The sequence below is a fragment of the Acetobacter sp. DmW_043 genome, assembly GCF_002153485.1.
Taxonomy (GTDB): Bacteria; Pseudomonadota; Alphaproteobacteria; order Acetobacterales; family Acetobacteraceae; genus Acetobacter; species Acetobacter thailandicus.
Genome location: NZ_JOMN01000023.1, coordinates 47,135 through 69,903, shown reverse-complemented (window position 1 = coordinate 69,903; position 22,769 = coordinate 47,135). Strand labels below are relative to the sequence as shown.

Below are 22,769 nucleotides of genomic sequence, written 5' to 3'. Positions count from 1 at the left end.
AAATGTGGTTTTTATGAAAAATTAAAGCAACAACAAGATGATACGTTGCGCGATAAAGTATGCACCTGAGTTGGAGGTATGATTAGCAAAAAGCGCGCAGAGTGTCTGCGCGCCTGGTTGTGTCAGATAAACTCGTTCAGGTTATGATTTTTACGAAACCTTACGGTATTTGATAGAAAGTATATAAAACAGTGATGTCAGAATAAGGCCGGCAGCCCACGAAATATCGGTATGATCCATCATGCTGGCAAAAGGGCCGGTATAAAACGTATTTGATATAAAAGGAATTTGCACAGCAATGCCAATTACGTAGCATATAAGGGCAGGCGTATTATAACGCCCGTACAGGCCTCCGTCCGCTTTAAAAAATGAAGCAACATCATAAGTGCCATGTTGCACAAGGTAGTAATCAATCAGGTTGATCGCAGTCCACGGGATCATAATGATCATCAGAAAATTAAGAAATTCTGTATATGTCTCCATAAAATTGTGCGTCATGAGCATAGTGAGTGCGAGCACAAAAAGCATGATTCCTGCTGTAATCAACATACGTGTTTTCATGCCAAAATGACGTTTGGGGCAGGCCATTTGCAGTAGCATGAGGGAAGACAGGCTACCGCAGTATATGCTCATACCATTGGCGACAGTAATGCCGATAATCAGAGTAGCCATGACAATCGGGCCGCCGCTGCCCAGATAATGCATGAGCGTTGGCAGAATATCTGAGCCATGGGGTGTGACTGCCCCCAGTGTTGCACCAAGAAACATAGGAAGGATTGTGCCCAGAGCAGAGCCCCAGTAGGTAGCATGAAAAGCGTGCTGTGCTCCCTGTTTGCTGTCTGGCAGATAGCGTGAGTAGTCTGATACATAAGGCGCGTAAGCCAGCTGCCATAAAGCAGCAACAGAGACGGCACCCATAAAGCCTGATAATGTGGTGTGCCCGAAATGATGGAGGGTTGTCATGGCGTCACTGTTGCTCATAACGACGACCAGTGCCCATATAATGGCGGCTCCGCATGCCACAGAGATGATTTTTGTCATGGCATGAATGGTGCGATACCCCCAGAAGGCAGGGAAAGCTGACAGCACCGTGACAGCCAAAACGCCGCCTGTGTAGCCAAGCCATGGCACAGATAACTGAAAGCCCTCACCCCCGACAACCAGATTAGAAGCCGAGAAACCAACATAAATAAAGACTACCAGGGCAATCATAGGCACAGCTCCCATGGAGCCAAACTGCCCACATGTTTGTACCATTTGCGGCACCCCCAGTCGTGGTCCCTGTGCTGCATGCAGTGCCATAAAGACACCGCCAATCAGGTTGCCGGCTAAAAGGGCCAGGCAGCCTGTCATGAGGGGGAGGTGAAAAACTACTGACGCCAGTGCACCGGTAATAACTGTCAGAATAGTAGTGTTCGTGCCAAACCAGACGGAGAACAGGTCGCGCGGGTGTCCCATTCTTTCAGAGTGAGGAATGGGGTAGATGGTTCTGTGTTCAATTGTTGCGGCTGTACCGGTAGTGGGTTGCTCAGTGGGTGGAAGTGTCATGCCGTGATCCTGCGTGCCAGCGATATCTGTGGGCATAATAGTATTTTCCTGTGCAGTATTATATGGCATTAGTATATTTCTTTATCGTAATAAAAATCAGTGATGGCGGGCACTGACAGAATGAACAAACTGACGCACCCGTTCAGTGCGGGGTGTGTTGTAAATCTGCTCTGGCGGGCCGCTTTCCACGATATGGCCATCAGCATAAAAACAGACTTTGTGTGCGGTTGACTGTACAAAGGCCTGGTCGTGTGTGACAGTCAGCAGCGTCAGCCCCTGTGCTGACAGGTCACGAATAATACTTTGCACGCCGCTGACCAGCTCAGGGTCAAGTGCACTTGTTGGCTCATCAAACAAAATAACAGGAGGTTCCATCGCCAGTGCCCGGGCTATGGCGACACGTTGTTTTTGGCCGCCTGAAAGCTGGTGGGGGTAGTTGTTTTGTTTTTGCAGCATCTGGACCCTGTCCAGAGCGTGGCGTGCCAGTATGACGGCCTGATCTTTGTGGAGTTTTTTGACGGTTAACAGCGCTTCCATCACATTTTCCAGGGTGGTCTGGTGTGAAAAGAGGTTGAACTGCTGAAAAACCATAGGCATGCGAGCTCTTGCCTGCCGCAGTTGTTTTTCAGGGGCAATTTCAAAGTGTGAGCGATAGTGCTGGCAGAGTTTCTGGTTCAGAAAGGTGACGCTGCCAGCTTCGGGACGTTCGAGAAAGTTAATGCAGCGCAGTAAAGTAGATTTACCTCCTCCGCTGGGGCCGATGATAAAAAGGGCCTCTCCCTGTAAAACAGTCAGGTCAACACCGCGCAGAACAGCGTGACTGCCATATGATTTATAAACCTGCTGTAGCGTTAGCACCGGAGCTGCTGTTGTCATGGTGTAATCCCTTCCATAGCTTCTGGCATGACATTGGCAACGCTGCCTTTGGTGTGGCGTGAAGGGGTGAGTTTACGTTCAAGCCAGCTGACACAGCGTGCGCTGGTAAAACTCATAATGAAGTAGATCAGTGCGACCATCAGATACGTGTTCATACTGTCAAACGTGTTCGAGATGACGATTGTTGCATGTCGTAAAAGTTCGTTGACAGAGATAAAAGAAACCAGAGAACAGTCTTTCAGTAAAGCAATAAAATAGCCGCCCTGGGTGGGGAGAGAAGCAACAAAAGCCTGAGGAATAATAAGGCGCCGGTAAATCTGAAGAGGGGACATGCCCAGAGAAATGGCCGCAGATTTCTGTCCTTCATCAACAGCCTGAATGGCTGCACGGTAGACTTCAGACAGATAGGCTGACAGGTTCAGGGTCAGGCCCAGTGCACCAGCCCAGAACGCAGGGAGAATAATACCCAGCTCAGGGAGAGAGAAATAGATAAGCAGTAATTGCACAATAAGGGGTGTATCACGCCAGATTTCGACATAGGCCTCAAGCGGCCATCGTATGAGGCGACTGCCGGACAGCCGCCCTGTAGCTGTGAGAAAACCCAGTATCATGCCTCCGGCCATGCTGATGAAGGAGAGCTGAAGAGTTACTTCTGCGCCACTAAGGAGAAAAGGCAGATATTCATGCACTTCAGACCAGAAAACGCTCATTGTGTTACTCCGTCTGTTCGTTCTGGTTCAGGTGGTCCTGCAACTCTTCCCAGACATGGTAGCGCCTGAGGATGGTGCGAAGCGTGCCATCCTGTTTCATATCATCCATTGCTTTATTAATAGCTTTAAGCAGCAGAGGGCAGGTGTTACGCACGACAATACCCTCATCGCCCAGACGGTAGCTGGCCTTTGCCTGGGCATCTTTCCAGGCAGGTTTGGGTTCATAAAAAAGTGGAGGTCCGATAGTGCGCAGTCCTGCAAAGTGCTCTTTCTGAGCCTGCAGAGTGCCCTGGTCGACAACGACAGCATCAACCTGTTTGTTTCTCAGGGCAACAAACGGGTCACCAAAGGTATTAAAATCGCTTACTTTTGCAGCAATATTTTTATCGACCAGCATATGAGCCGTCATTGAATCTGTTGTGCCCAGCACAGACCCCAGGTTAGCTGTTTTCAGATCATCCAGAGTATGAAGAGGGGAGTTTTCTGGTACGATAATACGGTCATACAACATAAAATAAGGGCGTGAGTAGGCAATATGCGCATAGGCAATGCGCTCTTCAGTAATTGTCAGATCAGACAGGATAATATCCCACCGGCCGACTTTCAGGCCCGGGACCAGTGTGGTCCATTCTGTGATGATAAATTGCGAATGCGGTATATCCAGCCTTTTGGTCAGTTCCTGTAAAAGGTCTGCGTCAATACCATGATAGACGCCCTCTTTATCCTGCCAGAGGGAGGGGTGTGCGCCAAGAAGCGCATTGCCAGCCGTTAGCATGCCTGCCTGACGAATATCATCAAGGCACTCTGCATAAGCCGGCAAGCAGAATATGGGGGTAAGAAAACAGCTGATAGTGAGACAGAAAAGAAGGCGCCAGGAATGATCATATTTTGTCATGCCACCTTCTCCACATTTCTGTTCAGGCTGTTGCTTTATACAGCAGGGGGAAGTCGGGTCCTTCCAGCGGGTCTCCGTCTTTGAGTGTAAGGTGCGGGAAGGGGGGGGAGCCTTTGCCGCCCCTGTCAGCAAAACGGGCATTTTCTCCTACCCAGCGGGCAGAAAACACACGCCGTCTTTGCGTGGTGCCGGTTGTGGCCGGCGCACCGTGGATTATACGAAAATCAAAAGCGATGGCATCCCCCGGGGCAAGGTCCCAGCTGCGGATAGTATATGCATCACGGTTTGCATTAATGTCGGGCATTTCTGGCAGAGAATCGTCTTTATACAGTTTCGATCCGTCAAAACGCCGGGGGCGGTGAATTATACCCTCCTTATGCGAGCCAGCCACACACTCCAGGCACTGATCTTTTGAGACAGGATCAAGAGGTATCCACAAACTGAGTGTTTTCTCTCCCGTCACGCAGTAATACGGACTATCCTGGTGCCATGGGGTTACTAATGTTGTGCCAGGTTCTTTGACCAGTTCGTGGTCATGAAAAAAGCGTACCTCACGCGCCTGCATCAGCTGGGCGGCTATACCTGCAACGGGTGAGTTTTCGATGAATTTTCTAAATTGTGGGATACGCTGCCAGTTGCACAGATCCTGAAAAAACGGAGCAGAGCCTTCAGGCTGGTAAGAGCGTTCGAGCGGGCTGGGAGCTGCCATGGTGGCTGCCATGCCATCGCGCAGAAGCTCTGTCCAGTCTGAGAAGGCGCCGCGAACAACGGCTACGCCTTCAGTCTGAAATGCTGAAATGGTTGCGTCGTCCAACATGATCTGATGAGCAGGAAGGGCCATAAGCGGTTTTCCTCATGTTCCGATATCAAAACAATATGTTGTATGTACACGATCGGTCAAGAAGAAAAAACAGGCGTAGAATTTTTGTATGCCCTGAGATGAAATGAGGGAAAACATTATTGAATATTAACATATTTTCAAATTTATTAAGAAAAACACAGTGTTTCCGGGCTTTTCCTTCAGGCTTCTCCTGTCCCGATGAGTGTAAAATATGCGCAGGGCACAAATCTTATACATTTCTCTCTTTACAGGTTTTAAATGTCTATACATTAATGACGAATACCGCTTAAGGCAGGAGGTTTCTTCGGGATGTTGGATTCTGTAGCACTCTCATTTTCAGGTCATAAGGCATTATGCCGGGCTGAAGTCTCGATGTTGCCCCGTTATAATGCTGGTCTTTCAGAAGATGAGGTCCGCAGGCGTTATAATCTTACAAAGATTGTTAAGCTGGGAAGTAATGAGAATCCTTATGGCCCCTCACCGCAGGTTAAAGCCGGGTGGGCAGGTCTGGCAGACCGGCTGGGGCGTTATCCTGATGCGGGTGCCGCTTTGCTGCGTCATGATATCGCGCGGGCGCATATGACCGAGGCAGAGCGTGTTCTGGTCGGGAATGGCTCAGAGCAGATTATCCGCCTGATTGCCGAGGCATATCTTTCGTCAGGTGATCGTGTGGTAACGGTCAGGCCAGCTTTTGGTCTGCACGAAATTTATCCGCGTATGATGGGGGCTGAGGTCGATGCTGTTCCGGTCACTGCAGAAGCGACTTTTGATCAGGCTGCCTTACTGGCTGCGGTAAAGAAACCTTTGAAAATTTTAATGTTTTCAAACCCCTCTAATCCGGTAGGTTGTATGATGACCGGAGCAGATCTCTCTGAGCTGATCGAGGCCTGTCCGCAGGATGCCCTCATTGTCGTTGACGAAGCTTATCGGGAATATGCAGAGGAAGACCCGAACTATCCTGATGCGCGTGCATTACTCGAGAAGCAGGGGCGCCCCTGGATTATCCTGCGTACTTTTTCTAAAGCGTATGGGCTGGCAGCCTTACGTATTGGCTATGCCCTGACCTCGTCAGAGGAGGTTGCTTCAGTGCTTGATACTGTGCGCGATCCGTTTAACACAAATATGCCGGCCCAGATTGCGGCCAGTGCGGCGCTTGCAGATGTCGCATATATGAAAGACTGTATCCGAAAAGGGATTGCTGAAAGAGAGCGCATGGCGAAGGCCCTCAGAGAGCTTGGTTTTTTTGTTGCTCCTGCCTGGACCAATTTTGTATTTGTCCGCACGACGCAGGGTGCAGCTCAGCTTGCAGATGCGTTACTTGAACGAGGCATTATTATTAAGCCGTGGAAAGAGCCTGGTTTTGAAAACTGGGTGCGTATCAGTATTGGCCTGCCCGAGGAAAATGATACAGTTCTTCACGCTCTCGCTGATCTGAGTTTGTAAGACAGCAGATTCGCCATCGCTTTGTTGTGGAAAGTTTATTATGTCTGCCCTTGAACATGTTCTGACAGAATTAGCTGAAATTTTCGGTGATCGTATTTCTCGCGGAGAAGCTGTGCGTGAGCATCATGCTCATGGCGAGGGCTGGCAGGAGGGATGTCTGCCTGGTGCGGTTATTTTTGCCGAAAGTACTGAAGAAGTTTCAGCTGTTCTTAAAGCCTGCAACGAGCATTCTGTGCCGGTTGTGGCTTTTGGCGGGGGCACTTCACTTGAAGGGCATGTTACCCCTTCAGAGACGGGTATTAGTCTCGATCTTTCCCGTATGACCCGTATCCTTGAAGTGAATGCTGAGGATATGGACTGCCGTGTTGAGGCAGGGGTTACGCGTCATGCTCTTAATGCTTATTTGCGTGACAGCGGGTTGTTTTTTCCGGTTGATCCGGGTGGAGAATCTACGCTGGGGGGGATGTGTGCCACCCGTGCCTCAGGCACAGCAGCTGTGCGTTATGGCACAATGCGTGAAAATACCCTTGGTTTGACCGTTGTTCTGGCAGATGGTCGTGTGATGCGTACAGGTGGCAGGGTGCGTAAATCTGCCACCGGATATGATCTGACACGTCTTTTTGTCGGTTCGGAGGGGACATTAGGCATTATTACTGAGGTGCAGCTGCGCTTACATGGTCAGCCAGAGGCTGTAGCGACAGCCGTGTGCCAGTTTGAAAAACTGGAAGATGCTGTCAATGTTGCTGTAACAACCATGCAGCTCGGCCTGCCTGTTGGTCGTATGGAATTAATGGATGAAGTGCAGATGGATGCATGCATTCGTTACTCTAAAATGGAGGGATATGATGTCCTCCCGACGATGTTTTTCGAGTTCCATGGTGCGCCTGCTGCTGTGAAAGAGCAGGTTGAGACAATGGAGAGTGTTGTCGATGACCATAATGGTAAAGGCTTTTTGTGGAGTAATAACCCCGAAAACCGTAATGAATTATGGAAAGCCCGGCATAATGCTTTCTGGGCCTGTCTTGCTTACCGCCCTAATCATCGGGGGCTGGCGACTGATGCCGTTGTGCCTGTCTCGGCTTTGACTGAGCTGATTACTGGCAGTAAGCGCGATATTGAGGAGTCAGGCCTGCTTGCTCCTATTGTCGGGCATGTGGGTGATGGTAATTTCCATACGGTTATTCTTGTGCCGCCTGAGCCTGACGGATTGGAGCGTGCGCTTGAGCTTGATCGTAAAATTGTCGGACGTGCGCTTTCTCTGGGCGGGGCATGTAGCGGCGAGCACGGGATCGGCTTCGGTAAAAAGGAATTTATGGAACGCGAGCATGGTTCAGTTGCTCTGGATGTTATGCGTATGATGAAAAAATCTTTTGACCCCAATAATATTTTAAACCCGGGTAAAATGCTGCCTGAAGTTGCCGGCTGATGTGGCAGCGCCAGTGTTTATCTGAAATCAGGGCGCAGCCCTGGCGTAATGGTCAGGGTGTCACGCGCCTTATTGCAGAGGAGACAACCTCTGGTGCCGGATTGCAGTGGCGTTTGAGTGTGGCTGATATTTTGAATGATGCACCTTTTTCCCGTTTCCGGGGCTGGTGGCGTTATTTTGCTATACTGAGCCAGGGTGAGGTTGCCTTGTCTGCAAAAGATAAATCGTGGTGTCACCTGATAAAAAATAAGAATAGTCCAATTGAATTTTCCGGAGATGAGGATGTTTTGTCTGCATGCTCAGCCGGAGGTGTCCAGGCTTTAAACCTGATGATTAAAGATGAGAAAGATAATGTCAAAAAAATAGATTTTTCTTTTTTTGACAAACAATTTTCTTTTTCAGGAAAAAATAAAGGAACGCAGAGAGTATTTATTTTTCCATCTGTCGGACGATGGGTTTTGTCACGTAATGATTCATCAGATATGAGACTTCTCCCGGGTGAAGTCTGGAACTGTGTTGTATCAGATAATTCTGAAAATATCCTGATACCACAAGAGAAAGAAAGTAGCTTATTCAGGATAATTTTATAATTTTTTCACAAAGAGGAGGGAATAACGTAATGACTGAAAATAGTTTTATACCCGTTATTGATCTTGCTCCTGCTCGTGCAGGTGACATTGCTCTTGCGGGGAAGCAAATTCATCATGCTTTTATTACCTCTGGTTTCTGTTATGTAAAAAATCATGGTATTCCTGATGTATATATTGAAAATTTGCGCCGGGAATCTCTTGATTTTTTTCATCTTCCTCTTTCAGAAAAAGATCAGTATCGCCCAAAGCAGGCAGTGCGTGGATTTAATGCGCTTAACCGTACAATTATGTATGGTGCCGAACGTCCTGACTATAAAGAATTTTTTCAGATCGGTCCTGAGTTTCCGCCGGATGGAATGGAAAGCCCGCCGCAGAACGATTTACAGGGGCCTAATGTATGGCCTGAAGGACGGCCGGCATTCAGGCAGGCTTTTTTAAATTATTATCAGGCTGCGGCTCAGTGTGGGCAGTTACTGCTAAAGGCTGTCGCAAACTCTCTCAATCTTGACAGTAATTTTTTTGAAAAAAAATATCATTATCCGTTGCAGAGAACACAGACCATATGGTACCCGCCGGCTCAAATGCCCGCTGACACAACAAGCATTACCTACGGTGTTGCCCCTCATACAGATTATGGTTGTATTACCTTATTATGGCAGGATGATACTGGCGGCCTCGAGGTGCAGAATCTTCAGAATGAATGGGTTCCTGCAGCACCTGTGCCCGGCACTCTTGTGATTAACATTGGTGATTTATTATGCCGGTGGTCTAATAATCGTTACCGTTCTAATATGCACCGTGTTTTAAATAAATCAGGTAAAGAACGCTTTTCTATTGCAACTTTTTATGATCCTGACTTTGATGCTGTTATTAATCCCCGGGATCTTGGTTTGCCTGAGGGGCAGGCATCCTGCTATGAGCCTGTGACAGCCGGTGCGTATATTATGGGGCGTATCCGAGATTCTCAGCAAAAAAACAAATCTAAGAAATGATGAGGTATGTAAAAACTTTTATCATTTTTTATTTTTTTTAGATGACTGAAATTTTATACTAACCATAACACCTCTTGTTTGCTCAGGGATCGGTGAGGTGACATTCATCTCAGCTCCAAGCTGCTCAGTTATTTGCCGTGCAATGGCAAGTCCCAGGCCGCTCCCGTCTGCATTTGTCTGACCTCTGATAAATGGTTTTTCCAGATCTTTCAGATTCTCAGGAGAGAGTGAAACACAGTCATTGGTAATCATAACACACTGGTCCTCAGTAATTTTTACTTTGACAGCTTGTCCGGATAATCCATGAAGAACAGCATTTTCAAGAAGGTTACGAAACAAAATGCCAGCAATATCCATATCTCCTTTAAGGAGTAAGCCGTTAACACCTGAAATTTTTATAATACAGTGATTCTCACGCTGAAGCTCTTCTGCTAAAAACCGAATAACTGGTATCAGATCAAAACTCTCCCCACTCAGAGCAATACCTGATGTTGCCCTTGAAAGCTGAAGCAGTTTCTCCATTGTTCTTCCGATACGCCGGGTCTGCTGCATAATTGTTCTGGCTTGTTCTTCATGGTCTGATGCAGCGAGCTTTGCTTTTAGCAGCTGAACCTGTGCCAGCAACGCCGCGACAGGATTCCTTAGCTCATGAGCTGCATTGGCAGCGAAAGCTCTTTCGGTGGACAGAGCCATTTTAAGGCGTTCGAGTAAAAGATTAACAGCTGTATGAATAGTCACAAGTTCTTCTGGTAAATCAAGCGGCGGCACCGGTTCCAGATTAGAGCCTCCGCGACTTCTTATTTCCTGCTGTAAGCATGTCAGAGGGCGCATTGCATGTCGCACGTGCCACCGTACCAAAATCCATATTGCCGGAAAAAAGATAATCATTGGTAAAACTGAAATAAGAACAGCCCGTCTTACAGCTTCGTTTCTGTGAAAGTCAGGCTCTCCTACGAGAATATAATGGTGCCCTGAGGCTGAGGGCACAACATAGACCCGAAATGAGGGAGCATTGTAAAAACCAGTTTTGAGATCAGGTATAAACAGCTTTGGTGGTGCATTTTGTGACCTGACTTCCAGATGTCCGTCTGTCCCGGCAATCTGATATGCCAGTGTGCGTCTGTTGACACCTGACAGATAGGCAATGCGTCCGCCTGGTATGGAAGTATTTTTTCCGCTTTCATCAAGTTTGCCGACAACAAACTCAAGGCGTTCGGCAACTTCCTGCAAAGAGTTATCAAGGCGCTCCGTCACTTCAAAACGGGTGAAAGCTGCAATAAGAATACTCAGAACAACCAGGGCGCCCAGCACGACCATGAGTGTCCCGGATACAATGCGTGATGCCAGGCTCCATTGTTTCATAAGCTGATTCCTGCCAGCCTGTATCCTCTGCCGCGTACGGTTGTAATAAGATCAGGACTGGTTTTTTTTCGTATTCTGCTGATGAAAACTTCAATCGCGTTGCTCTCAACATCATCGCTCAGGCTGTAAAGGGCATCTTCAATCTGTTCGCGGCTGCACAGTGCACCAGGTCTGCGTGCCAGGAGTTCAATAACAGCCCATTCGCGCGCTGAGAGGTCTATTGTATTTTTATTTTGTATAAGCTGGCGTCGTGATAAATCGATGATGATATTACCACAGGTTATAATATTATCCGGTAAAGCAGTATAACGTCTTGAGACAGCATCAATACGGGCGACCAGTTCATCAAGGTCATAAGGTTTGACAATATAATCGTCAGCACCTTCTGAAAGGCCTGAAATACGATCACTGATCTGGTCTCTCGCTGTCGTAATCAGAATGGCCAGTAAAGATCGTTGCCGGCGTATTTCGCGCACCAGTTCAAGTCCGTTCCCATCGGGTAACCCCAGATCAAGCAATAAAAAATCATATGAAGAGACTTTTAGTGCAGCCCGGGCATCACTCAGGTTCGTAAACCAGTCTACGGTATGTCCTGCCTGGCGCACGCGATCTCTGACAGCAGAGCCGAGAGCTTTTTCATCTTCAATAATCAGAATTTTCATCGTTCACGGCTTTTCATCGTCCGGGCATATAAGGAGGGTAGCACAAGCAGTGTCAGCAGAGTTGAGGAGATCAGCCCGCCAATGACAACAGTGGCTAATGGCCGTTCGACCTCTGCCCCGGCACTTGTTGAAATGGCCATAGGAATAAACCCAAGGCTGGCGACCAGTGCTGTTGCCATAACCGGACGAAAACGGTCTTTAGCGGCTTCAAATGCGGCCTGAGCAGCAGCATAACCAGAACGACGCAGCGTATTGATGGCAGTCATAAGCACAACGCCATTGAGCACAGCAACACCTGATAAGGCGATAAAACCAATGCCTGCTGATACACTAAACGGTAGTCCGCGCATGGCCAGAGCAAAAATTCCACCAGTTGCCGCAACGGGAAGATTAATAAAAACAAGGCCAGCAAGCCGGGCAGAATTCAGAGCGACAGTCAGGAGCACGAAAATGAGAATAAGAGCTATGGGAACAACAATTTCCAGTCGTGCCATGGCTGAACGTAAGTTCTGAAACTGACCTGCCAAGGTAATACGATAGCCTGCCGGTAATTTTATCTTCTGTCCGATTTCTTTTTGTGCCTCTTTTACAAAAGAACTCAGGTCGCGGCCGCGTACATTAGCCTGTACAATTAAACGACGGCGTATTCCGTCTCTGCTGATACGAGGCGGACCATTCTGCACAGTAATTTTGGCAACCTCAGACAGAAAAACAGCCCCTTTTCCATCAGAGCGGCGCACTCTCAGGTGACCGATCTGTTCACGCGTTCCTGCCTGGGCAGGGTCATATCGTACCTGTGTGCTGATCAGAGCGTTATTAATTGTAACAGGCCGTCCGATATGGCCGCCAATGGCCTCCACCACATTGAGTATTTCCTGCTGAGAGACATTAAGGCGGGCTGCCTGACGGCGATCAATGTCTATATGAATAAAAGGCACAGTGCCTTCTCCCTGTGCAGCAACGTCAGCTGCTCCGGGAATAGCTTTTAAAATGCTGACAGTCCTGTCGCCGAGATGAGCCAGTGTATCGAGGTTATCTCCGTATATTGAAACAGCAATCTGGGTACGCACACCTGAGAGGAGGTCATCCATACGCATCTGCACAGGCTGACTCCATGAAAGTTCCATGCCGGGCAGTTCATTGTTGAGTGCTTTATTCATCGCTGTGACCAGTCCCTCCTGCGTGTGTGCTGTTGTCCACTGTGAAGGAGGTTTCAGAAAAATAAAGCTATCTGTTTCATTGAGGCCCATGGGGTCAGTCGGGATAGCTGATGTGCCTGTAGAGCTCACGACACTGGTCACCTCGGGAAAACGGCGCAGAATACGTTCTTCGATACTGACTTCTTTCAGTACTTCAGGCAATGAAATACTCGGCAGACGTGTTGCTGAAACAGTGAGCATGCCCTCGTCGAGAGAGGGAATAAACTCGCCACCAAGGTGAAGGGCAACCCAGACTGAGCAGGAGAAAATGACTGCCGTAAGAGAAAAGAGTAGCCCGGAGCGATTTTCACACCAGCTGAGGAGAGGTAGGTAAATGCGACGCATCCGGCTGACCAGGAGTGTGTCACGATGTGCGCCTTCAGCTTTCATGGTCATCGCGGCAATAACGGGTATCCCAACGATGCAGTAAAATAATGATGCCAGGAGAGCGAGAATGACCGTCTGTGCCATAGGACGAAACATTTTACCCTCGATCCCCTGTAACGTCAGGATGGGCAGGTAAACAATAATGATAATTAAAATACCAAAACTGACAGGTCTCAGCACCTCTGCCGCAGAGGATAGCGCCATGGCAGATAATGGTGTTTTCTGACCGTTTTTCTGATCACGGGCGCGGTGTGTCATCAGATTTTCAACAACAACCAGAGAGCTGTCCACGATCATACCAAAATCAATGGCACCCAGACTTAAAAGGTTAGCAGAAATGCCAAACCAGCGCATGCCTGTCATGGCACAGACGAGCGCAAACGGAATAACGGAGGCAATAACCAGCGAAGCACGCCATTCACCCGTCACAGCAATCAGGACACCCACAACCAGAAGAGCACCGGTTATAAGATTTTCTTTCACGGTGCTGATGGTGTCAGAAGTCAGAGCAGAGCGCACATAATAAGGTTCGAGCGTCACACCATGAGGGAGAGACTGACGAATAGCAGGTAAGGCAGCATGAATAGCAGCAAGCGTTGCGTTTGAGCTTGCTCCCTTTTGCATCATCACCACACCGGTAACAATCTCTCCCTGGCCATCACGTGTCATAGCGCCAAGGCGTGTTCTTGGTCCCATAGAAACCTGCCCGATATCACGCAGAAAAATAGCTGAACCATCAGCATTTGTCCGGACCGGAACTGAAGCAAAATCATCAAGAGAGCTGATCAGGCCGCGTCCTGCAATAATCTGCTGTTCTGCTCCATGTTCAATCCAGCCTCCGCCAGAGGCAGCATTATTGCCATCCACTGCACGAAAAACATCTCCGGCGGACACGCCAAGTGCCAGCAGGCGGGCCTGGTTAAGTGTGACCTGAAAAGTCTGTTCTGCGCCACCGCTTATATTCACATCGACAACGCCCGGCACCAGTTTAAGCTGAGGGGCAACAGTCCATGTCATCAGGCGGTTCAGGTCCATAAGCGAATATCCTTCGCCCTTAATCTGCAACTGCATAATCTCGCCAAGGCCAGTTGTCAGCGGACCGATATTAATGCTGATGCCAGGAACGGAGATAAGCTCTTTTGCCTGCTGAATACGCTCTTCCACACGGGTGCGGTCGAGGTTGATGTCTGTATTATCTGCAAACTGTACATAGACGACTGATACGCCAGAGCGGGAAACCGAACGAAGATCTGTGATGTCAGGAATACCGGCCATGCTAGCCTCAACCGGAAAGGTAATAAGCTGTTCAATTTCTTCGGTGGCGAGACCTGGCGCAACAACTGTGACAAGAACCTGTTGAGGGGAGATATCCGGCACAGCCTCGACCGGCAGGTCACGCACCATGAGGCAGCCTGCGATAAAAATCAGCAGTAAAAAGGTAGCCACAAGCCAGCGTCGCCCGTAGAGAGCGGATAAAAAAGCCATCATGAAGCTATTACTCTCCGTCGCCTGTATCAGACATCAGCATGACTGCTTTAAGAGCAAACGCGCCGTGGGTGACTATTTTCTCTCCGTCAGAAAGGCCGGAGACAATGACTTTCTGACCGTTACCTGATGCGCCGACCTGAACCGCCCGCGGGCTGAAATGATCAGCACCGGCTGGTATAAAGACGACGCTGGCCCCGTTAATATCCTGCACAGCATTTTCGGGCACAATGACCCCGGTTGTTGTTTTTCTGAGCGGTAAATATGTGTTGAGAAACATGCCCGGGCGCAGATGTCCGTCAGGGTTTGGTATACGACTGATAACCCTGACAAGACCTGTGGCCGGGTCTGCTATGTCACCTGCTGAGGTTATTTTTGAAGGCAGGAAAGTTGTTCCTGTTTCTGATGGCAGCTCGGTTGTTTGTATGCCATTTTCAGACACTCTTGCGGCATCATGCGGGAGGATGTCTGAGACGATCCAGACTGAGGACATGTCGGCCAGAGTGACCAGCATTGTTGCAGGAGAAATATCATCAGCCGCCCCGACAGCAACGGACTGTACTTCTGCCGCAGCGGGTGAAATAATCTGCGAAATTTCCGGTTCTTTTGGTTTGTTCGTCTCTGTGACTGAATTATAGTCTTCTTCAAGCTGATGATTGAGAGCTTCTACATCAGCCTGTCTGGCTGTTACGTCGTCTTTTGCGGCTTTAAGCGTGGCAAAACGTCGTGTTGTTTCCCCCACAGTGACCGTAGCGCCTTCAAGCTTTTTACCTCTGTTATAGGCAGCAGCGGCATTCTGATACGCTGCCTGAGCTGTTGTCAGGGCAGCCTGTGCCTTGATGATTTCAAGATGGAGTAAATGCAGAGAATGGTCCTGATATGTTAGCAGAACCTCTCCTTTCTTTACATGCTGACCCGGAACAACCAGAACGTCGAGTACTTTGCCTGAGCCGGCAGGATGAATGCGCACAACACGACCTGCTTCTGCCGTGACGGTGCCCATGGCCTCAAGCATATTGTTCAGAGTGCCGGTTTGTACAGCAGAAATGACCAGGTCTGCGTTGCGCTGTGCCCCGGCACTCATGGTAATTACGGTATCAGAAGCCGCTGCATATGCTGAACAGAGGCCTGTATTCAGAGCAATAAGCAACAGAAGAAAGCGCTTCATCCGGTTTATGTGCCTGTGCTGAGCTTTCATTCAAATTCTCCGGCTGCAATTATGGCTCTGATGATTGCGGCATGCCAGGAAACTTCCGCCTGGTTGCGCATTTGTAGTGCGGAGTATGCGGCAGTCTTTGCCCGTAAGAGCTCAATGAGGGAAACTTCGCCAGCCTGCCAGGCACGGGTCATGTCATTAGCCCGTTTATTCATGTTCTCAGAAGCCAGTAATGTATTTTTAAATGTGTTTTCGGTTGACCTCAGATGTGAGAAAACCTGTGTCAGCTCCTGTCTGACGCGACGGTGTATCTGCTCTTCCTGATTAATTGCAGTGGCGACTTTATTCCTGGCTTCAGTTTCGATCGGTACATTTCTGACCGTGCTGGGTAAGGGGATGGAGAGAGTTACACCTACCCGGTTATCCCACGGGCTGCCGTATTGTTTTTCGTGAATAGCACCGATGCCGACTTCGGGGTTAGGCATAAACGAGGCACGTGCCAGGCGCATGCCGGCATTGGCGGTTCTTACATTTTGTTCAGCTGTTTTTACCCGGGGGTCCATTTTTTCCAGAAGGCTCAGGGGGAGTGCCCGCGCATGAGCGACTGATATTTCATCGTAAGAAAGAAGGTCTGGAACACCAGGGCGCCCGAGTATAATCTCCAGAGCTGATGTCGCATTTTCGACCTGCTCGGTGGCCAGAGAGCATTCGCTTTGGGCATTGGCAACTTCAGCTATGACGGCCTGCTGGTCTGAGCTGGTCATTTCGCCTGCCTGCACACCACGACTGACTGAGAGCTGAAGCTTTTCAAGAGAAGACTGTAATGTTCTGGCAATAGCGAGGTGTCGTTTTGCGCTGATTACAGCCGCAGTACTATCGAGCACTTTAATAGCGACAGCCATACGTGCGACTTTTAGCCGTTCTTTTACAGTTAAAGCTTCTGCATTTGCAGTTTTAACTGTAGCCGTACCCTGGCCTGGCAGCCATAAGGGCACAGATATGCCACCCTGATAGGTGGTATATCCTTCATTGCTGCCTATAGCATGATCGTCAAAATACTGACCTGATATGGTTGGTCCGCCAGAAAACCACGAACCTGCAGCATGAGCACGCGCTGTAGCAGAATGATAATTAGTATTTAATTCATTATGATCGGGATCACTTTGCCAGGCCATCTGAACAGCCTGGGGAAATGTTATCTCCTGTGCCCGGGCTACTGAAAATATGACAGGAAGCAGGAGAAGGGTGAGTATAACACGAGGTAACTGTCCTGTCCTTTTTTTCGCTGCTTTCCGATAACAACCAGGCATGAGTTTAAACCGTGATCAATTTTCGCTGAATTATGTAACCTTTCGGTGGTTATATCAGTGAAAGCTGACAGTTTCCTGAACGAGTGTCAGATATATCGATGAGGCTGTCTGTCAGGGCCGTGTGATCATACCGTATGTCGGGCTCTTCAGGTGTTTTTTGTATTCTCTATGTTGCCTGCATAAAGAAGCAGGGCCCCAAGGCACATCAGAACGCCTGTCTGCATAAGACCATAATAGATGCTCCCGGTCAGATGTTCTGTCAGTGAGATAAGATAAGGGCTGAGAAAACCACCCATAAGCCCCATCATATTGATGATGGCATAGCCTGTGGCAGCGCCTTTTCCTTTTAGGATATCGGAGGGAATAGCGAGAAAAACAGTATAGGCAGCATAAAGTGTAACCGTTGAAAGAGTAATCAGACTGATAGCAAAGATCGTGTTGGTACTGCCCGCAAACCCGAAGGCCAGAAAAGTAAGAGAGGAGAGGGTTAACGGGTATAAAACACAGGGTATTCTCCGCCTGCATTTATCTGCTCTGGCAGACCAGAACAACATAAACGGTACTGCAAAAATATAAGGGATAGCCGAAAGAAGGCCGATAGTGAGGTTAGCAGAAACACCTGTTTGCCTGATAATATGAGGCAGCCAGAAGCCGATTGTGTATATGCCTGAAATGACAGATAAAAAAGACAGGCCGAGGAACCAGACACGACGGTCAGTCAGAACATCCTTAAAGCCATTATGACTGATATAATGGTTACCTGATGCATGCCGGGTAAGGTATTGTTTTTCATTATTGGTGAGCCACTTTGCCTCCTGTGGGCTTTCTGGCAGTGTCATGTAAATAATTACAGCCAGGGCAATGGAAGGAAGACCTTCAAGGAAGAACATCCATCTCCAGCCATCAATGCCGCCGGCGTAGTCCATTTTGTCCAGAATAAAACCTGAGAGAGGGCCGGCAATAATACCTGCGAACGGCCCCATACTCTGCTCAAGGGAGACAACTCTGGCCATACGTTTTTCAGGGTACCATAAAGAAAAGTAAAACAGGCAGGCTGGTGCAAAGCCAGCTTCAAATACACCCAGGAGAAACCGTAAAACGGAAAACTCAAAAGCAGTATGTACAAAACACATACTGGCTGAGGTCAGCCCCCATAAAAACGTAATACGGGCAAAAGTTCTTCTCGCCCCTGTACGTTCCATTAACCATATGGCGGGGATTTCAAATAATACATACCCTGCAAAAAAAATGCCGGCGATAAATCCATAATCCTGCAAAGAGAGGTGAATTCGCTCTGAAATCTGGTGTTGTGCATAGCCAATATTCAGCCTGTCCAGGCTGTCCATCAGATATGTCAGAGCCATAAGCAGCAGCACGCGTAACCCCACCCGGCGATACAGCCCTGTAGCTTCATGTTCAGATAAAAGTGTCTGCGGTGTGGAACGCTCAAAAGAGGGTGAGGTATTCACGGTCCTGAAGCTCCATACAGGGTATTTTTAACAGTTCAGCTTGTCCGGGAAAGCAGAGGATACATTTCTGGTCTTCTGTGATGTTTGAAATTAAAAACATTTTCACGAATTTCTTTGACACGATCAATATCGCATAGTGCCAGAATGACTTCGTCATCAGTTGAGCTGGCCTGAGCTGCAATTTCTCCTGTAGGAGCAATAATACAGGTTTGCCCAAGAAGCTGACAGCCTTCTTCCAGGCCTGCTTTGGCAACTCCGATAACCCATAGACCATTTTGGTATGCACCAGCCTGCATACATAAATGGTTATGAAAAGACTGAAGGTGGTCATGTGAAGGCATAGGGGCATAATGCATAGGTGTATTATAGCCAATAAGAGCAATTTCTGCACCTCGCAGCGCCATTTCACGGTAGGTTTCGGGCCAGCGGCGGTCATTACAGATGGCCAGCGAGAACTCCGCATCAAAAAGTCTTGCCGTAGAAAAGGGCTCTGTACCTGGTTTGAAATAGAATTTCTCCAGATGCTGGAAAGGTCTCCAGCTTTCATACTGACTATGACCTGGAATATGAATTTTTCTGTAACGCAGAATGATGTTACTATTTTTATCAACCAGTACTGATGTGTTGAAGTGATGAACTCCACCAGCCTGTTCTGTTTTTTCGGCAAAACCAAAAGAGAAAGCTATGCCAAGTTCACGTGCACGGGTGAATAGAGGGGCCGTATCGGCTCCGGGCATTTCTTTTTCAAAAAAAGAATCTATTTCTGAAGTATCTTTGATATACCAGCGTGGGAAAAATGTAGTCAGAGCCAGTTCCGGATAGACAACCAGCTGAGCACCACATCGGGCAGCTTTCTCCATAAGTGCGATCATACGCTGTACTATTTTCCGGCGGCTGTCTGCGCGCTGGTTTGGCCCCATCTGGGCAGCAGCAATAACAATTTCTCTGCTCATAATTATTTATGGCTCCTTATCGCGACAATATTATAACGCATCGGAAAGAATGGCTTCAGCTAAAACCTGTGTGCCACGACACAGGTCGTCGGGGTATGTCAGCTCTGCTATGTTGTGGCTTAAGCCGTTTACACTTGGTACGAAGATCATGGCTGCAGGGGCGATGCAGGCTATCATTTGTGCATCATGCCCTGCACCTGAACACAGGCGCCTTGCTGTAAAGCCGTTATTGTGGGCAATTTTTTCAATCTGGCTAATGAGTTTTCCGTTAAACGAAACGGGCTCAAAGCGTGCCAGATTTTCCTTTTCAACTGAAATATTAAAAGCTTTTTCAGTATCGCTGATCAGCTCTATAAGTATTTTTTCAGCAGTTTTAAGGGCTTGTTCATCGGGGTTTCTGAGGTCAACAGTCAGAGTGGTGATGTGAGGAACAACATTGATAAGGTCAGGCAGTACCTGAAAAGACCCGCAGGTGATAAGTTGTTCGGGTATATCCTTTAAGGCAGTGTGCAGACGGGTAATAAGAGACATAGCCGCGAGGCCTGAATCGGCCCGGCTGTGCATGGGGGTGGTGCCCGCATGTGATGAACGACCACGGAAGGTGAGGCGGCTCCATGAAATACCCTGAACCCCGGTTACAACCCCGATATCAGTATTCTCATTTTCGAGAACAGGGCCCTGCTCAATATGGAGCTCATAGTAACTGATAATATGGTCAGGACCATGACCCGCGCCGGCATAGCCTGTCCGGTCAAGTTCATCACCCAGTGTTATACCGGATTTATCTGCTGTTGCCCGGGCGGTTTCTACAGACATTCCTCCCGCGAACACGAGGCTGCCCAGCATGTCTGGCTGAAAACGAGCCCCTTCTTCATTGGTAAAAGAGGCAACAGTTATGCTGTGTTCTGTTTCTATACAGGCATCGTTTAATGCGGCAATAACCTCAAGGCCGGCAAGCACGCCGTAAGTGCCATCATACAGCCCGCCCGTCAGAACTGTATCAATGTGTGACCCGGTCATAACTGTTGAGGATAAACGCCCGGCGCGCGTGCCGAAGATATTACCAACGTTATCAATGCTTACATTCAGACTAAGAGCTTTCATCCGACTTACCAGCTCGTCGCGGCCGAGCCTGTCGCTGTCTGTCAGAGCCAGACGTGCAACACCACCGCCCGGCAGTGCGCCAATCTGCCCGAATGAGTTGATGTCTGACAGAAATCTTCTATGGTTTATCTGTATTTTTTTATCCATGATCTGCACCGGAGATAATATGACGGTATAAATCAGGGTCGGTATCGCCTTCGGTGCCGATCAGTAAAACGCGTGAATCCGGAACCAGAGTCAGCGCCTGTCGCAGTTTTTCAGCCGCCTCGCTCTGTTCCGGCATAATGGCAAGAAGAGTGGCAAAGCCTGCAACGCCACTTTCACCGGCTGTTACCGGAGCATCACCGTTATAGCCGCGGGCAAGGCCGCGCATGGCTTCTTTTACGCTTTCATCTGTAATAGCAACAAAGGCAGATGAACCGGCGAGAAGTTCTGGTAGCGCAATGCCAGAGGGCTCACCACAGGCGAGACCAGCCATAATTGTGTCCAGCTCTCCGGTTACGCTTTCGTAGTGCCCGGCCCTTGCACTTTTAAGAATACAGGCTGCTTCTGAGGGTTCTGTGATAATGACATGCGGTGCCTCTGCCCCGTAATAGTCAGCCAGATAGCTGAGTATGGCTGCGGCAAAACCGCCTACACCGGCCTGCAAAAACACATGAGTGGGACGTATGCCGTTAAGCTGTTCAATGGTTTCTGCTGCTATGACGCCATAACCCTGCATAATCCAGCCGGGAATTTCGGTGTATCCCTCATATGAGGTATCAGAAACAACCGTCCAGCCGTTTTGTTCTGCCTGTTGTCCGGCATAACGTACGGCGTCATCATAATTACCTTTTGTACGAATAACTTCAGCGCCGAAGGCCGCAATAGCTTTGCCCCGGTTTTCAGAAACTGTTTCATGAATATAAATAACGCTGCGGCAGCCAAGTTTTTGTGCCCCCCAGGCAACAGATCGGCCATGGTTGCCATCTGTGGCACAGCAAACAACGATCTGCTCTGTAATATTTTTATATTTTCCTTCCAGAATGTCACTGACCGGGGGGAAAGTCCCTGTTTTGCTGGCAATAGCCTGCATGAGCACACGGCATACGGCATAAGCGCCCCCCAGAGCTTTAAAGCTGTTCAGGCCGAATCGTTCGGCTTCCTGTTTGTAATAAACTTCAGCTACGCCAATGTGTTTTGCTGCACCGCTGAGGTTAAGCAATGAGGTAAATTTATAGCCTGGCCACGCAGATATAATGTTCAGGCTCTCGGCCACAGCCTGAGTACCTGCCGGAAACAGGGGCGCAATATCTGTGTGGTCTGCCCTGCCGGGGGAAGAAATATAATAATCTGCAATCATGCTACAGCATTCCCAATGACCGTTAACTGGCTTTATCTGATACCAAAGGAGAAAGCCGCGTCAATAAAAATATGAAATATATTTTTCATATTGAAATCGAAACGGCATTTGTGTTTCATAAGGGAGTCGGAGTGAATCGCATGACAAAACAAACAGACCTGGAAAACCGCATTATCCGCGTTCAGCATGAACTGAGTGCCGGCGAACGTCGTCTGGCAGCAGTGATTGTTGAGCTGGAGGGTAATATATCTGGCTTTACCGGGGGGGAGTTGTCTGAGATGGCAGGTGTTTCCCCTTCAACCGCCGCACGCTTTTTCAGGCGGCTTGGTTATGTCAGTTATCAGGAGGCACGAACCGAAGCACGTGACAGTGCAGTAAAAGGATCACCGCTTGATGTTTACAGGGAAAAAAACAGAAAAGAGGGTTATAGCTCCGACTTTCTGGCATATATAGAGCAGGAAAAGAAAAATCTGACACTGACCTATACGGAAATATCCGAAGAGATGCTTAAAAAATCTTCTGATATTATAAAAAATGCCGGAAAAGTTTATATTATTGGTTTTAGAAACTCATACGCTATTGCGTTATATTTGCGTAATCAGCTTGCTATACTTCGTCAGAATATACGTCTTATTCCAGCGCCTGGGGAAGATGTGGCAACTGATCTGACTGATCAGCAACCAGATGATGTTCTTTTAGTTGTTGGTCTCCGTCGTCGAACGGTCACACTCAGTAAAATAATCAGCCATTTTCATAAAAATGGTGGGAAAATTGTCATGCTGACAGATCCCTCGGCTTCCTCATGGCAGGAAGAGCGTGTTGTTACGCTACGCTGCATTACTGAAAGCCCCGGTGTTTTTGACAGTTATGCCACACCGATGTGCGTCCTTAACTATTTGTTATCTTTGCTCCAGAAATCTTACAGCTCTCATGTCGAGAAAAGATTTTCGGAGGTTGAAAGCATACGAAATGAAATCTACGGAACTGGCAGCCTTCTGTAACTGAAGGAGCGTTTCGTG

At 48.5% G+C, this 22,769-nt stretch carries 19 protein-coding genes; 5 read left to right on the top strand and 14 right to left on the bottom strand.

What is annotated here, in order from left to right:
- Positions 1-150: 150 nt before the first annotated feature.
- Genes HK11_RS08170 through HK11_RS08150 form a run of 5 tightly spaced genes read right to left on the bottom strand, consistent with a single transcriptional unit; the run spans position 151 to position 4,870 of the window.
- A complete protein-coding gene (locus HK11_RS08170; RefSeq protein ID WP_233133393.1) occupies positions 151-1,584 on the bottom strand; it encodes a cytosine permease in 1,434 nt (477 codons plus the stop codon).
- Between the two features lie 60 nt (positions 1,585-1,644).
- Positions 1,645-2,424, bottom strand: a complete 780-nt coding sequence (locus HK11_RS08165; protein ID WP_233133391.1) for an amino acid ABC transporter ATP-binding protein — start codon at positions 2,422-2,424, stop codon at positions 1,645-1,647.
- Complete coding sequence (locus HK11_RS08160) at positions 2,421-3,134, bottom strand: amino acid ABC transporter permease (RefSeq protein WP_086554865.1); 714 nt, start codon at positions 3,132-3,134, stop codon at positions 2,421-2,423. Before HK11_RS08160 ends, HK11_RS08165 begins: the two co-directional genes overlap by 4 nt.
- 4 nt (positions 3,135-3,138) lie before the next feature.
- Entirely contained in the window at positions 3,139-4,029 is an 891-nt protein-coding gene (locus HK11_RS08155) for an ABC transporter substrate-binding protein (RefSeq protein ID WP_086554864.1), read from the bottom strand.
- Positions 4,030-4,051: 22 nt separating this feature from the next.
- The gene (locus HK11_RS08150; RefSeq protein WP_086554863.1) at positions 4,052-4,870 is read right to left on the bottom strand and encodes a phytanoyl-CoA dioxygenase family protein; all 819 of its coding nucleotides are present in this window, start codon (positions 4,868-4,870) and stop codon (positions 4,052-4,054) included.
- Between the two features lie 309 nt (positions 4,871-5,179).
- Between HK11_RS08150 and hisC the strand changes: the two genes are divergently transcribed.
- Genes hisC through HK11_RS08130 form a run of 4 tightly spaced genes read left to right on the top strand, consistent with a single transcriptional unit; the run spans position 5,180 to position 9,321 of the window.
- The gene (gene hisC / locus HK11_RS08145; protein WP_086554862.1) at positions 5,180-6,313 is read left to right on the top strand and encodes a histidinol-phosphate transaminase; all 1,134 of its coding nucleotides are present in this window, start codon (positions 5,180-5,182) and stop codon (positions 6,311-6,313) included.
- A 40-nt stretch (positions 6,314-6,353) separates the two neighbouring features.
- Entirely contained in the window at positions 6,354-7,739 is a 1,386-nt protein-coding gene (locus HK11_RS08140) for an FAD-binding oxidoreductase (protein WP_086554861.1), read from the top strand.
- Entirely contained in the window at positions 7,739-8,329 is a 591-nt protein-coding gene (locus HK11_RS08135) for a HutD family protein (RefSeq protein WP_086554860.1), read from the top strand. Before HK11_RS08140 ends, HK11_RS08135 begins: the two co-directional genes overlap by 1 nt.
- A gap of 29 nt (positions 8,330-8,358) precedes the next feature.
- Entirely contained in the window at positions 8,359-9,321 is a 963-nt protein-coding gene (locus tag HK11_RS08130) for an isopenicillin N synthase family oxygenase (protein WP_086554859.1), read from the top strand.
- 21 nt (positions 9,322-9,342) lie between these two features.
- Here HK11_RS08130 and HK11_RS08125 read toward each other — a convergent pair whose 3' ends face one another.
- The 9 genes from HK11_RS08125 to HK11_RS08085 form a co-directional block, all read right to left on the bottom strand.
- Positions 9,343-10,683 carry a HAMP domain-containing sensor histidine kinase gene (locus HK11_RS08125; protein ID WP_086554858.1) on the bottom strand — a complete coding sequence of 447 codons (1,341 nt, stop codon included), beginning with the start codon at positions 10,681-10,683 and terminating at the stop codon, positions 9,343-9,345.
- Positions 10,680-11,345 (bottom strand): response regulator transcription factor, encoded by a 666-nt coding sequence (locus tag HK11_RS08120; RefSeq protein WP_086554857.1) that lies wholly within the window; start codon positions 11,343-11,345, stop codon positions 10,680-10,682. The genes HK11_RS08125 and HK11_RS08120 overlap by 4 nt, the downstream gene beginning before the upstream one ends.
- Positions 11,342-14,419 (bottom strand): efflux RND transporter permease subunit, encoded by a 3,078-nt coding sequence (locus HK11_RS08115; protein WP_086554856.1) that lies wholly within the window; start codon positions 14,417-14,419, stop codon positions 11,342-11,344. The genes HK11_RS08120 and HK11_RS08115 overlap by 4 nt, the downstream gene beginning before the upstream one ends.
- Before the next feature lie 7 nt (positions 14,420-14,426).
- Positions 14,427-15,584, bottom strand: coding sequence for an efflux RND transporter periplasmic adaptor subunit (locus HK11_RS08110; protein ID WP_086554855.1), 1,158 nt, complete (start codon positions 15,582-15,584; stop codon positions 14,427-14,429).
- A gap of 26 nt (positions 15,585-15,610) precedes the next feature.
- Positions 15,611-16,747: a TolC family protein gene (locus HK11_RS08105; protein WP_233133389.1), complete on the bottom strand. Its 1,137-nt coding sequence runs from the start codon at positions 16,745-16,747 to the stop codon at positions 15,611-15,613.
- Between the two features lie 281 nt (positions 16,748-17,028).
- Complete coding sequence (locus tag HK11_RS08100; RefSeq protein WP_086554853.1) at positions 17,029-18,351, bottom strand: MFS transporter; 1,323 nt, start codon at positions 18,349-18,351, stop codon at positions 17,029-17,031.
- A gap of 35 nt (positions 18,352-18,386) precedes the next feature.
- Positions 18,387-19,304 (bottom strand): N-carbamoyl-D-amino-acid hydrolase, encoded by a 918-nt coding sequence (locus tag HK11_RS08095; RefSeq protein WP_086554852.1) that lies wholly within the window; start codon positions 19,302-19,304, stop codon positions 18,387-18,389.
- 30 nt (positions 19,305-19,334) lie between these two features.
- Positions 19,335-20,555 (bottom strand): Zn-dependent hydrolase, encoded by a 1,221-nt coding sequence (locus HK11_RS08090; RefSeq protein WP_086554851.1) that lies wholly within the window; start codon positions 20,553-20,555, stop codon positions 19,335-19,337.
- Positions 20,548-21,750, bottom strand: a complete 1,203-nt coding sequence (locus tag HK11_RS08085) for a diaminopropionate ammonia-lyase (protein ID WP_086554850.1) — start codon at positions 21,748-21,750, stop codon at positions 20,548-20,550. The genes HK11_RS08090 and HK11_RS08085 overlap by 8 nt, the downstream gene beginning before the upstream one ends.
- Before the next feature lie 140 nt (positions 21,751-21,890).
- Here HK11_RS08085 and HK11_RS08080 point away from each other — a divergent pair, with 140 nt between their 5' ends.
- Positions 21,891-22,751, top strand: a complete 861-nt coding sequence (locus tag HK11_RS08080; protein WP_158092807.1) for a MurR/RpiR family transcriptional regulator — start codon at positions 21,891-21,893, stop codon at positions 22,749-22,751.
- Positions 22,752-22,769 lie beyond the last annotated feature (18 nt).